This window comes from Moorena sp. SIO4A5 (assembly GCF_010672005.1).
GTDB lineage: Bacteria > Cyanobacteriota > Cyanobacteriia > Cyanobacteriales > Coleofasciculaceae > Moorena.
The window spans coordinates 1-12,377 of the sequence record NZ_JAAHHZ010000162.1; the positions used below are offsets into that span (position 1 = coordinate 1).

The window sequence follows — 12,377 nt, forward strand, 5'->3', positions numbered from 1 at the left end:
AATAAGCTGAGGTTAGGTCACAGGCTGGAAGCCTGTGCCACAGTGCTTTTGAATAAAATAAGCTGAGGTTAGGTCACAGGCTGGAAGCCTGTGCCACTTTGAGGTGCTTTTGAATAAAATAAGCTGAGGTTAGGTCACAGGCTGGAAGCCTGTGCCACTTTGAGGTGCTTTTGAATAAAATAAGCTGAGGTTAGGTCACAGGCTGGAAGCCTGTGCCACAGTGCTTTTGAATAAAATAAGCTGAGGTTAGGTCACAGGCTGGAAGCCTGTGCCACTTTGAGGTGCTTTTGAATAAAATAAGCTGACCACTGACCACTGACCACTGACTACTGACTACTGACCACTGACCACTGACCGCTTACTGGTATTGAAAATTTTCTGCATAATCCTTGGTAGTTCGCCCGATAAGTCTATAGATACTTAGAAATCGGCGTTGCTGAATTAAGGAATGAATGCGGGATCATCTGGTTTTGGTCAAGCCCCCTAAATCCCCCGAGCGAGGGATTGCTCGCTCGGGGGACTTTGAGAGTTTTGTTCCCCCCAAAATTGGGGGGTTAGGGGGGCAAAACCATACCCATAATCAGCAACGCCTAGAAATCAGCTATTAGCACGCTGAATGCTTACCTTGTAACCTTTATAATCGGGTGTTAATCGATGTCACAGAAAAAGGATACCGTTACTGGTGATCAGCCGAAACAAATTATTTCTCAGACTTACCGCTATCAGTCCGAATACTACCATAACCGTCACCCATTAACCAATCGTCAAAGGCCAACCATTAACCGTCAAGGCTCAACCATTAACCGTTACCCAATCTCCGTAAACCGTGAAGAGCAAACCATTAACCGTCAGCCATTTATAGGTGATCCTAATGTGTTTTGGTTTTCAGAAATGGGCAGTGAGTGGAGTGGGACGATTAGAGAAGCGTGCTGGGAAACGATTAAGGAACCAATTGAAGAACAGGAGGATTTATCTAGGGATGAGAAAGGTGCTTCTACAATTGTATCAGCTTTGGCTTTATTGGGGATGATTGCTCTGGCTCTTATTTAAAGAATACATAAAAATCCTAATTGTTCTCCTTAAGGGAATTTCTCATCTGGTCTATAAGAGCACTAACATCTTTATATTCCTGAGCGATGATATCATCTTCAGGCAGATTTTCGATGTCGAAGTTCTGATCTAGCCTTTGCTGAATTTCCTCCAACTTTTCAATTCCCTTACGAACTCCTGGCTCTCCGCTTAGAGCTAATACATCTTGAGCATATCTACGGGTTAGTTCACTAAATAGCTCTTCAAATTCTTTGTTTCCTTGATAGTTGTTTTGATTTTGCTCAAATAGATTGATAGCTTTTTATAAGCTGTATAAATCTCTGTCTTTTATAAGTTTATAAATTGTCAATAAAACTTTCACTTGAGCTTCAATACTCAAACTCAATATCTGAGGGGGTGACATGAGCCCTGAAAAGCTTAGTAGATAAGGCTTTGATGCCAGTTCTCTTAGCAAAGATAAACTGGCCAATTGACCCTACGAATGATTTTATGGAAGCTCAAACCCTTATAACTACGTTCAAGGTCAGGCCAAAACAGCATGTATCTTTTTGTAACAGATCGGCTGAACGTACTACCCAGTAAGGATTTTAGCTTGCATGTCACCCCCTCAGACTCAATATATATCCAACAATACGTCTAAACCTACCAGTTGGACTTATTATTGCTGGAGACTCTAGTAATTTTAGCCAATCTGAGATTGACTGAGGTCTTCGCTTTTGCTCTAATTCCATACCTTGGAGAATGGCTCTTCTCAATGTTTTGTTGGTGACGAAGTTTTCCACATCTTGTTTTTGAGGGTCTCTTTTATATCTTTTTAGTTCATATTCCCGGTCTCTGCTACTAACTGGTTGGCGTCCGGTTAACAAGAAATATAAGGTAGCGGATAAGGCATAGATATCAAGGGGTGGGCCTGCTCTAAACCGGCGTAGTTGTTGCTCGGGTGGAGCATAATCTTCGGACCATTGTTTTGTTAGCTCTATTGTCCGGTCAGGAACAAATTCCCGGGAGATCCCAAAATCAATGAGGATTGCTTCGTCGCTTCCATGTCTTACCATAATATTACTAGGCTTGACATCTCTATGAATCAACTTAACCTTATGCATTGCTGCCAATGCATCGCCAACTTGCTGAATATATTTGATGGCTTGTTCCTCTGGAATTCCATTCCCTGGTTGAGTGAGTCTGTGTAGGTTCTCTCCTTCGATATAGTCCATCACGATGCAAGGACGTTTTATTGTTGGTTCATAGAAGTACTCTATGAATTTAACAATATGGTTATGGTTAAATTGGTTGAGTCGCTTCGCTTCATCTTTAAATTTTTATTCTCTTTGGCTTCGTTGATTATTGGGTAGTTCTTCTCTTCCAATTTTTATGGCAACAATCTCTTCCTGACCATCGGGTAAGTGACGAGTGGCTTGGTAAGTCGTTCCAAAGCCTCCCTTTCCTAATTCACGTTGGATGGTATAGTCGCCGTCTTTCAGAGAATCTCCTGGTTGTAACTTTATCATTGGGTTATTTTAATTGAATTCATTGCTTTAGCGAATCTTATAACTTAGTAGATGATTAGCGGACTCTAACTTTACGATAGTCTTTTATTTGATATGATTTATACATTTGTAGTTCAAGCTAATTGTTACTATTAAGAGAATTTCTCATCCTCTTTATAAGAGCGGTAACATCTTTGTATTCCTGAGCAATTTTATCATCTTCCGGCAGACTTTCGATGTCGAAGTTATCATCCAGCCTTTGCTGAATTTCCTCCAGCTTTTCAATCCCCTTACGAACTCCTGGTTCTCCGCTTAGAGCTAATACGTCTTGAGAATATCTACGGGTTAGTTCACTAAACAGTTCTTCAAATTCTTTTTCTCCTTGATAGTTGTTTTTATTTTGCTCAAATAGCTTGAGGACTTCTTTGAAGTTGTCTACATCTTTGTTTTGTTTGAGTTTATAAATTGCCGATAAACCTTTGTCTTCAAGTTTCGTCCATTCATCACTGGTACTTGTGGGATTATCTGAATTAGATGGATTATCTGAATTAGATGGATTATCTGAATTAGATGGATTATCTGAATTAGATGGATTATGTATCAATGGAATGACAACAGCAGCTAATAGCAGCAAAACGAATATAACTCCAATCACCCATCTTGAAATATCAGTTATATTCCTTGGTGAAATCTCAGTTCGATTCCTTTCTTGTGAAGGCTCTAGTAATTTTAGCCACTCTAAGATTGACTGAGGTCGTTTACCTGGATTTAATTCCATCCCTTGGAGAATGGCTCTTCTCAAATTTTCGTTACTGACGAAGTTTTCTGCATCTTGTTTTTGAGGGTCTGGTTTATATATGTTGACTTCATCTTCCCTGTCTCTGGTATTAACTGGTTCGCGTCCGGTTAACAAAAAATAGAAGGTGGCGGATAAGGCATAGATATCAACTTGTGGACCTGCTCTAAAGCGGCGTAGTTGTTGCTCCGGTGGAGCATAACGTTCCGACCATTGTCGCGTTAGCTCTATTGTCCGGTCGGTAACAAATTCCCGGGCAATCCCAAAATCAATAAGGACTGCTTCGTTTCGATTTCTTGCTATAATATTACCAGGCTTGACATCTCTATGAATCAAATTAACCTGATGCATTGCTACCAAAGCATCGGCAACTTGCAGAATATATTTGATAGCTTGTTCTTCTGGAATTCCATTCCCTAGTTTAGTGAGTTTTTGTAGGGTCTCTCCCTCAATATATTCCATTACCAGGCAAGGACGGTTTATTGTTGGTTCATAGAAGTACTCTATGAATTTAACAATATGGTTATGGTTAAATTGGTTGAGTCGCTTCGCTTCATCTTTAAATTTTTCTTCTCTTTGGCTTCGTTCATTATCGCTTAATTCATCGTTTCCAATTTTTATGGCAACAATCTCTTCCTGACCATCGGGTAACTTAAGAGTGGCTTGGTAAGCTGTTCCAAAGCCCCCCCTTCCTAATTCACGTTGGATGGTATAGTCGCCGTTTTTCAGAGAAAATCCTGGTACTAAGCTCATGGGGTGTTTTTATTTAATTGTTGTTACTAATTTTTTCCAAATCCTCTAGTTGTTTACGTAACCTATCGATTTGGTCTTGGTAACTATCTTGGACTTTGTCTTCAAAGGTGAATTTGTCCAAACCCTCCCTTTCTTCCTGTTCAGATACTTTGATCCCACCAGGCATGACGTGAGCAAGTAGATAAAAACTAGCTCTACTGGAGAGTAATATGAAAATAATAACAGTGGCAGCACCTAATCCTTGGACTATCAGTTGACTGGGATTGCCTCCCCGCAAGAAGCCTTGAGCAGGACCCTTTCCAATAGCGTAAGCCCAGCCCAAACCACTGTCTGGTCCGATACTAAACAATCCCACCGCCAGGGTTCCCCATAATCCACAACCAAAGTGAACCGGAATAGCTCCAACTGGGTCATCAATTTCCCACCAATCTAATAGCTCAGTAACAAGGGGCACAAAAATTCCTCCGCCGACAGCCCCAATCACTACTGCGTCTAATAAATTAACGTAAGCGCAGGGTGCAGTGATGCTAACTAATCCCCCCACAATGCCATTGATGATAAAGGCAAGATTGGGTTTACTGTATCTGACAAAGCAAAAGATAATCGAGCCAATTGCACCGGCTGCCGCTGCTAAAGTAGTCGTTAAAACAATGTGAGGAATGGCGGGGGAAGTGGCCTCTAAGGTAGAGCCAGCATTAAACCCAAACCAACCGAGCCAGAGAATCAGGCATCCCAAGGTGGCAAGGGTGATATTATGCCCGTTTAAGGGTTCAATTTTCTTATTAAACTTAGTTTTTTCCCGTGGGTTAAGTCGAGATAACTCTGCTGGCTTAATTTTACGATATTTATCAGCCCTTGCCCCCAGGGCGATGGTTCCCATCAAGCCAGCAGCTCCTCCCACGGTGTGGACTACCGTTGAACCGGCAAAATCCCAAAATGCCAAGTTCCCAGACCCTCCGAGACTGATCTGGTTCAGCCATCCAGACTCCGACCACGCCCAATGTCCGGTGATGGGATACAACAATCCCACTAGGAAGAAACTGAAGAGTAGAAAGCTCAAAAATCTCATGCGCTCGGCCACTGCTCCAGAAACAATGGTTGCTGCGGTGCCAGCAAATACTAATTGAAAGAAAAACTTGGCTTCCCTCATAGCCAGAGAGTCAGAACCACCGGGGTTAAAAATGTCCTGGCCACTAAAAAAGAACCCTTCAGTCCCGATCCAGGGATTGTTACCACCAAACATCAATCCCGCTCCGCAAAGCCAGAAGGCTACGGTGGCGATACTGAACACCACTAGGTTCTTTGCCAAAATGTTGATCGCATTTTGCTTGCGACAAAAACCGGTTTCCAATAAGCAGAATCCCGCATTCATAAAAAATACCAAAGAGCCTGCTATCACTAACCAGATAATATCCAGGACGTCCGTCAGTTCATCGTCTATTGGGGCAGTGTCTTGAGCCACTGCGCTATGACTCCACACCAGCACGACCATCATAGCTAGTGATATACCAGGGTAGACGCATCTTATTTTGAAATGCCTACTGGATATGAGATTCATAGGATAGGTAGTTTTGCTGATTAATTTTTACTGATTAATTTTTAAATAAAATATTTGTCTTGATGCAGTAGCGACTGGTGGAAACCCCCTGATTAAAGCGCTGCATTGGTTCTGAGTAAGGCTTCTAGAATTTAGATGGGTTTGACCTGAGTTAAATATATAATTAGACCATAACAACCATCTTTTGTGGCTGTTTGGTATTACCCTAGGGTCTAAGATACTGCTTCAGCTAGATCAGCTTAGCTTAGGACAAAATAAGTTCACTTAAAATCATCTCTAAATCATCAGGTGCCTTGGGAGTATGTCACTTATAGCATTTCTCAATTGCTTGAGGTGCTTTTGTGGTGGGTTAATCGGAGCAGAGACTTCGTAACAGGGAGTAGAGATGCAGCTCTGTGCTGAGGGTTTCACCCTTTGGCCGACTGCATCAAGACACTGACTGTCCCTCATAAGTACGATAAATTCTATATATAGTTGATTTTTTATTCAACGTTGACCTGCTCTCGGTGCTCTTCAGGACTTATCCCTTTTTGACTAGGACAAATTCCCAGGGATTCTGATGTTTACAGTAGCAGCTACAGAATCCCACCCAAGGTACCCATCCCCTAACCTAGAAGGGGGTAACATCTGCAATGCGCTTCCACCAAATTATGGAGCGGGGGCGCAGGGGGGGATAATATTTTTATTATAGCATATTATAGCAATACGCATTCATGTATTGACAAATTCAAATGAAGCAGAATTGCTAAAGCCAATCTCACTCCCTCAGGACTTACGCAAGTGCCCCCGTTGGTCCCCCAATTCTGGGGGACTTTGACATCATTACCCCCCAGAATTGGGGGGCAGGGGGGCAAAACCAACTAAACTTCGTAAGTCCTATCCCTTATAGGTGCGCGCCTCCTAGGCCGGGTTCCCCGGCCTAGGGTCGCACCTGTTGCTCATGGGAAACCACGGCAGTTGCTGATGGTGGCAATGCCCTTTGGCAACGTTATTTACCTACTCCCTACTCCCTACTCCCTAAAACCTAGGACGAAATTACCTCTCTCCATTAAGACCTGCTATATACTGCAAATAAGATAAGGACTTTTAGTAAATAAGGATACAGGTGATTGGCTTATTAAACAAGGGTCTAAGGAATCTCTGGCTTCGTGTAGTGGTTCCCAAAAGCGAAAAGTGTCTAAGCAATATCTGGCTTCGTGTAGTGCTTTCCTTCATTATTGCTTACTTATTTCTAGTGATATTAAGTGTATTGGAGCAAAGAATAACTAAAAAGTTTTTCGAATCAAAAACAACTGAAACCGAACAAGTTTGCTCACCTCAAGACTCACTCTGGGAATGTTTGGAAAAGCAACTATCGTTCGTCTGTAAAGTGGACAATCTTGAAGGTTTCGCTCTTTTATTTGGAGCGTCTCTTTACATGCTTGAAGGTCTAGAGCGCAGACAAAGGATAATCTATGAGGCATGGCAAATCGTTGATAATGCCGCAGGAGCAGGAGTAGCTACTAGTCATGCCAGAGTAAAAGCCCTTGAGGTTTTGAACAACTATGGTGTTTCGATGAGGGGGCTGGATGCCCCAAAAGCCGATTTGACTGACATTGACCTGGCGAATGCTATACTTCATCAAGCTACTCTCAATGACACTGAACTTACTGGAGCTAATCTTACGGGAGCTGATCTAACTAAAGCCAATCTTGCGAGAGCTAACCTTAATACAGCCAAGCTTAGTAAAGCATTGCTAATTAGAGCGAACCTCAGTAAAACCAACCTGAGTATTACTGAGCTCAGGAATGCTGATCTCAGGAATGCTGATCTCAGTGGTGCCAACTTCATGGGTGCGGATCTCACTGGTGCAGACCTCACTAGTGCGAACCTGACTGGTTCAGATTTCAGATATGCCAAGCTCAATGGTACAAACCTCAAACATGCGGACCTCAGTGGTGCAGATCTCACAGATGCAAACCTTAATGGTATGGACTTGACTGGTGCAGATCTAACTAGTGCCAACCTTGAAGGCATCTCTTGGAATCAACATACAAAGTGGACAAATGCTAGAGGTTTGGACAAAGCCGAGAATGTGCCCGATGCGTTGCGACAACAGCTTGGTCTGGGATAGGGAACAGGGAAAGAGAGGGGAGTTTGGTAAGTATGTAGCGAGATAGGGTAATTAAGTGGAAATAATCTTACAAGCCCAGTAAAAATTTCAGTGCAATCGCTTCCAGTTTCACTCCAGTCAAAATCATATCCAGTCCCAGAGCCACCTGCATCACCCCAAACACAAAACCAAGCACTCTTAGAGTCACGGGTTTGATGAGATTCAAAAGGGGATGGGCGACCAACATCACTCCTAAGTTGAGTACCATAACCACAAATAATAGCAAAAACATAGAACCCGGAGCAATTGCCATCCGTCCGAACATGGCGCTCATAGTCACCACAACAGCAATGCCATAGGGAGTTAAAATACTGGGAAAAACTAAGGGATTAATCGTTAACTTCAGAGAAGGATTTACAGGGTATTTATCGTTAGTTGTGGGGGGATTATACTGGGCTAATACTGTTCGCAGAGCCACTAAAAAAAGGATAATACCTGTTGCGATTAGCATTGCTGAGAGGTCAATTTGCCAGGATTTCAGAACATTTTGGCAAAGTAGTGCTACCGCAAAAATAACTAAGGTAGATATGCCAAACCCCCGTAAAGCAAGCTGGCGACGCAAGGCTGGATCCGCATTAGCTGTCAGCTTCACAAAAGGTACAATTAGCTTGAGCGGACCGACGGTAAGTAAAAAGATAATCAGGATATTTAATACCCCAAATCCCTCAAAAAGTTGCTCGAATAAAACCTGAGTTTTAGCATCAATCTCAGCCTTGACGGGTATGGCAATTTGATTGCTCGATGATTCCAGAGCTTGGGCTGAGATTATGGCTGTTTGCCCAGTAAAATCCCTTGCCAGTGAGGGAGATGGCGGTGTAGGGATGGTGGCTGTGGCACTGTTAAGTGCTAACATCGAGGCAAAATAAGCCGATGCGATCGCTATCCCTAGAATTCTCAACAACCTACCCATCTCTCCATCTCCCCATTCCTACAAGGAAAAAAAATACCAATTAAAGTAGGGTGGGCAAAGTTATTTTATCTACAAAACTGAAAAGAACCAAACAGTTTTTGCCCACCCTACAAGATTTTCTAGCGCAACTTCATATTGCTAAACAGTTTTGCCACTGGTTCCGGAAGATTAGGTAGATGGGGTAGGTCGGGAGTCTCGGACATGGCAAGGCCCGTGAGGTTGTTATCCTTGATCAGCCTTGGAATTTCGTCGAGAGCAAAAACCATGCCCCAGTCCCGCTCTGCGTTTGCCACACCTTTGCGATCGCCCTGCTTCAAGGAGTCAACGAATCCCTCAAAGGTTTCCTGACCTGACAGCTCGATGTAATGAGCTGGTGTATCCGTGGAGTTCCAGAAAGCATGGACAATGCCCCGTGGTTTTTGGACATAGCTTCCCGCAGGAGCTGTCAACCTTAGTCCATCTGCACCCCCAATCTCGAAGACAAGTTCACTCGATATCACGTAGACCAGTTGATCGCAAAACTTATGGCTGTGGGGTGACAGCAAGTGACCGGGATTGATCACACCCTGCATCACTGAGAAATCACCACCCATGTCTCTGGATCGAGCCATGATAATCATGTCCGTGGCTGTCCTTTCTCCTTCACCAGGTTTCTTGAGGAGATCCTGGGCATCAAATCGATCGTTTACATTATATTCACTCATTGTTCTACTCCTTTAATCTTGCTTTGCTGAAAAATTCCTTGAGTAAATTTAAAGGTGCAACCCTGTCATCAAATGCCTTAAAAATCGCAAACCGATAATGCAGCTCATGGGGCACTATAATGGTTTTGAAGCTATCAGCTATTAGCTATCAGCTATCAGCTATCAGCTATCAGCTATCAGCTAATGCGCACGCTGCGCGAACAGCTTTTGAATGAAAGAGGTAAGCATTCGTTGCATCTCAGTTCCCTGGCCTTTTGGCCTTTTGGCCACGCTACGCGAACGGCCACGCTACGCGAACGCCCAAGCTAGGAATTAATAGTCTTTGGCTTTGAGTCCGTTGAACTTGTCAGCCGAATAGCTTGTTTTAAGCTGACGGCTGAGAGCTGATAGCTGTTCGCGTAGCGTGCGCGTAGCGCATAAGCTGACGAGCTTTCTATAACCAAATTGCCATCTTTAGCAGAGGTGTGATAAGGACAATGGGCGCACCAAATCGGACATTTCACGACAGATTGCACAAACCCGAAATGCTAGCTAGCGTGGTGGCGAGTACCGTAGCTTATGCAGTGGCACGGGGAGTGGACATGGAACAGATCACTGCCGCCACAGGACTAACCCGTACCGATCTGCTCGATCCCGATGCCCACCTGTCTCAACACCTAGTACCAACGGTATGGCGCTTACTGACCAAGGCTTACCCAGGGGAAGCGATCGCACTCCACATGGCCAGCGCTACTCCCTTCTCATACTTTGGAACACTAGCCTATGGAGCTAGATATGCTGAAAATCTCAGAGAAGCGTTGCAGAACTTAGTGCGCTATCGGTCTGTGCTATCGGATCAACTGCAAATCGCCCTGATTGAGTCCTCCTCAGAGGGCATTTTACACATGCATCATCCCATGGATGCCGAAGATGGGGGTTGCGCTGCTGAAGTGGGACTAGCTTTGGGGTTGCGCTATATGCGGGAAATTTTAGGAGCAGATGATATCCTTGTGCGCGCGGACTTCACTCACCTGCCCTTCGGACCAATCCAGGTTTATGAAGAGTTCTTTGGTAGCCCAGTATGCTTTCAACAATCCCACAATGCCCTTGTATTTCGTCAAGGAGCCCTAGACCTACCCACCAAACAGCCTGATCCGGATCTGTTTCGTTATATTCAGAGCCATCTAGACCTGGTGCGAGAACGGTTAGCAGGTTCTAGTGATTCTCCAGAACTATCTAGGATCCGGAATGCGATCGCTCACAATGCTGAACGTTCTGAATATGGTGCAGAAGCCCTAGCACGACAGATGAACATGAGTCTTCGTGCTTTGCAACGCTTGACCCAAGACCATGGTATCACCGTTCGGCAACTGTTAGACGAAACTCGTCAAGCAAACGCACAACAGTTCCTGAGTGACCCCAGACTCAGTATCGAAGCGATATCTTGTTTGCTAGGTTACTCAGAAGATCGTGCATTCCGCAGAGCCTTCAAGCGTTGGACCGGGCACACCCCTGCCGAGTTCCGGCGGACTGTTGGTTAAGTATTTTAGTATACCCAATTAAACAGTTATAGCGTTTCTAGGACTCATGAGGTACACAGGATTGTTTCACTCTCGGCTCTTGCCTAATCCCTGCTCCCTGCTCCCTGCTCCCTGCTCCCTGCTCTATCAATTTAAATCTAAACTAACCTGTAACGTGTAACTTTCCGTTTTTATGCCTTGATCACCACCAACAACTTAACAACAATGGTAGAAACAATCCAAGCTAAAGACGTCACCCTCAAGCAATTAAAAAACCTAGTCAATCTTCAGCTAGTTAACGATAACCAATTCTTTCGCGAGTGGCAAGAAAACTTACCAGAAATCAGCGAATTACAACAGCAATTATTAGATGACGTTAAAGCTGGTTATTTTAATTTACTCTATTACCCACCCTTACTAGAAAAAACCGTTAATCTCGCCATCCTATCCCCCCTGATATTTATCGGAAAATTTTATCTAGAACCCTTTCACATCAAAGCCGAAAAAACCGTAGATATTTCTGTTGATGACCACGGCATTATTGTCAAAGGAAGCATTGATACCCTAGTCTTACATAACGAATTTTGGATGACGATTATCGAATCCAAACAGGCTAGCTTCTCCATAGAAGCTGGACTACCCCAACTTCTGGCCTACATGTTAGCTAATCCCCACCCAGATCAACCAAGCTATGGCATGATTACCACTGGTGGTACCTTCATTTTCATCAAACTAGTTAACGGTGAAAAGCCCAGATATGCCACATCTGCTGAATTTTCACTGCGCAATCCCGGAAATGATTTGTATCAGGTGCTTCGGATTCTTAAAAAACTGAGTCACATAGACATCTAGTTCTGAAGGGGTAACCAGCAGATTAAAATACTTAATAGCAATCCGTGTAGGAATTGTGATAATTTTTGATGCCATATTCCCAGGGAGTGCGCGTTCACGCTTAGCTTTGAAAAAGCGCGGGGTCGCACCGCTCCCTACTCCCTACTCCCTACTCCCTACTCCCTACTCCCTTTACTATATGTGTTATGAGTTACGACAGTACCCTTAAATATTTGGTGGAACAATATCCCCAAGCCTTTACCCGTTGGTTGTGGAACCAGGAACCACCAGAAGATATAGAAATTCTCAACACCGAATTAAGTACAGAACCAATTCGGGCAGATGCCTTGTTTTTTGTGCGGGTTGCTGATGCTATTTTGCATTTGGAATTTCAAACCCTACCCCAGTCTGAACCTCCCTTACCCCTGCGGATGCTCGATTATTGGGTGAGGTTGTATCGCCAGTATCGCTGTAAGATTGAGCAGGTAATAATTTTTCTGAAACCAAGCCGATTAGCGGGAGTATTTGTGAATCAATTTACCGAGCCGAACCTATCCTTCCACTACCGAGTGATTCGGATTTGGGAATGTGATCCACAACCGTTACTGACAACCCCGGGGTTACTACCCTTGGCAGT

General features: G+C 43.9%; 14 protein-coding genes and 2 pseudogenes. 7 read left to right on the top strand and 9 right to left on the bottom strand.

All coding sequences use genetic code 11. The annotated features are described in order from the left end of the window. Positions 1 to 654 precede the first annotated feature (654 nt). Positions 655 to 1,050, top strand: a complete 396-nt coding sequence (locus tag F6K57_RS30060) for a hypothetical protein (RefSeq protein WP_293071870.1) — start codon at positions 655 to 657, stop codon at positions 1,048 to 1,050. 16 nt (positions 1,051 to 1,066) lie between these two features. Here the strand turns inward: F6K57_RS30060 and F6K57_RS30065 are convergent, their stop codons facing one another. The 6 genes and pseudogenes from F6K57_RS30065 to F6K57_RS30090 form a co-directional block, all read right to left on the bottom strand. Next, positions 1,067 to 1,204 carry a hypothetical protein gene (locus F6K57_RS30065; protein ID WP_293071871.1) on the bottom strand — a complete coding sequence of 46 codons (138 nt, stop codon included), beginning with the start codon at positions 1,202 to 1,204 and terminating at the stop codon, positions 1,067 to 1,069. Positions 1,205 to 1,649: 445 nt separating this feature from the next. Continuing rightward, positions 1,650 to 2,354, bottom strand: a pseudogene (locus tag F6K57_RS30070) (serine/threonine-protein kinase); the annotation flags it as partial. A gap of 15 nt (positions 2,355 to 2,369) precedes the next feature. Continuing rightward, the gene (locus F6K57_RS30075) at positions 2,370 to 2,558 is read right to left on the bottom strand and encodes a hypothetical protein (protein WP_293071872.1); all 189 of its coding nucleotides are present in this window, start codon (positions 2,556 to 2,558) and stop codon (positions 2,370 to 2,372) included. A gap of 118 nt (positions 2,559 to 2,676) precedes the next feature. Beyond that, positions 2,677 to 4,086, bottom strand: coding sequence for a serine/threonine-protein kinase (locus F6K57_RS30080; RefSeq protein WP_293071873.1), 1,410 nt, complete (start codon positions 4,084 to 4,086; stop codon positions 2,677 to 2,679). A 13-nt stretch (positions 4,087 to 4,099) separates the two neighbouring features. Then, positions 4,100 to 5,566: an ammonium transporter gene (amt, locus tag F6K57_RS30085; protein WP_293071874.1), complete on the bottom strand. Its 1,467-nt coding sequence runs from the start codon at positions 5,564 to 5,566 to the stop codon at positions 4,100 to 4,102. Positions 5,567 to 5,920: 354 nt separating this feature from the next. Next, positions 5,921 to 6,094 (bottom strand): hypothetical protein, encoded by a 174-nt coding sequence (locus tag F6K57_RS30090; RefSeq protein WP_293071875.1) that lies wholly within the window; start codon positions 6,092 to 6,094, stop codon positions 5,921 to 5,923. A gap of 967 nt (positions 6,095 to 7,061) precedes the next feature. On the opposite strand from F6K57_RS30090, the gene F6K57_RS30095 reads away from it, so the two are divergent. Then, positions 7,062 to 7,757 carry a pentapeptide repeat-containing protein gene (locus F6K57_RS30095; protein ID WP_293071876.1) on the top strand — a complete coding sequence of 232 codons (696 nt, stop codon included), beginning with the start codon at positions 7,062 to 7,064 and terminating at the stop codon, positions 7,755 to 7,757. A gap of 67 nt (positions 7,758 to 7,824) precedes the next feature. Here the strand turns inward: F6K57_RS30095 and F6K57_RS30100 are convergent, their stop codons facing one another. Further along, positions 7,825 to 8,706, bottom strand: coding sequence for a MarC family protein (locus F6K57_RS30100; protein WP_293071877.1), 882 nt, complete (start codon positions 8,704 to 8,706; stop codon positions 7,825 to 7,827). Between the two features lie 119 nt (positions 8,707 to 8,825). After that, a complete protein-coding gene (locus F6K57_RS30105) occupies positions 8,826 to 9,410 on the bottom strand; it encodes a cupin domain-containing protein (protein WP_293071878.1) in 585 nt (194 codons plus the stop codon). 183 nt (positions 9,411 to 9,593) lie between these two features. On the opposite strand from F6K57_RS30105, the gene F6K57_RS30110 reads away from it, so the two are divergent. Next, positions 9,594 to 9,719 carry a hypothetical protein gene (locus tag F6K57_RS30110; protein WP_293071879.1) on the top strand — a complete coding sequence of 42 codons (126 nt, stop codon included), beginning with the start codon at positions 9,594 to 9,596 and terminating at the stop codon, positions 9,717 to 9,719. On the opposite strand, the gene F6K57_RS30115 is transcribed toward F6K57_RS30110, so the two are convergent. Then, on the bottom strand, positions 9,716 to 9,913 hold the full coding sequence (locus F6K57_RS30115; protein WP_293039777.1) for a hypothetical protein: 198 nt from the start codon (positions 9,911 to 9,913) through the stop codon (positions 9,716 to 9,718). The genes F6K57_RS30110 and F6K57_RS30115 overlap by 4 nt on opposite strands. A 21-nt stretch (positions 9,914 to 9,934) precedes the next feature. Between F6K57_RS30115 and F6K57_RS30120 the strand changes: the two genes are divergently transcribed. The 4 genes and pseudogenes from F6K57_RS30120 to F6K57_RS30135 all read left to right on the top strand — a co-directional run. Next, on the top strand, positions 9,935 to 10,930 hold the full coding sequence (locus tag F6K57_RS30120) for an AraC family transcriptional regulator (protein ID WP_293071880.1): 996 nt from the start codon (positions 9,935 to 9,937) through the stop codon (positions 10,928 to 10,930). A 204-nt stretch (positions 10,931 to 11,134) separates the two neighbouring features. Next, positions 11,135 to 11,761 carry a restriction endonuclease subunit R gene (locus F6K57_RS30125; RefSeq protein ID WP_293071881.1) on the top strand — a complete coding sequence of 209 codons (627 nt, stop codon included), beginning with the start codon at positions 11,135 to 11,137 and terminating at the stop codon, positions 11,759 to 11,761. A 55-nt stretch (positions 11,762 to 11,816) separates the two neighbouring features. Beyond that, the gene (locus F6K57_RS30130) at positions 11,817 to 11,969 is read left to right on the top strand and encodes a hypothetical protein (protein WP_158069700.1); all 153 of its coding nucleotides are present in this window, start codon (positions 11,817 to 11,819) and stop codon (positions 11,967 to 11,969) included. Further along, a pseudogene (locus F6K57_RS30135) lies at positions 11,947 to 12,377 on the top strand (hypothetical protein); the annotation flags it as partial. The gene F6K57_RS30130 and the pseudogene F6K57_RS30135, both read left to right, overlap by 23 nt.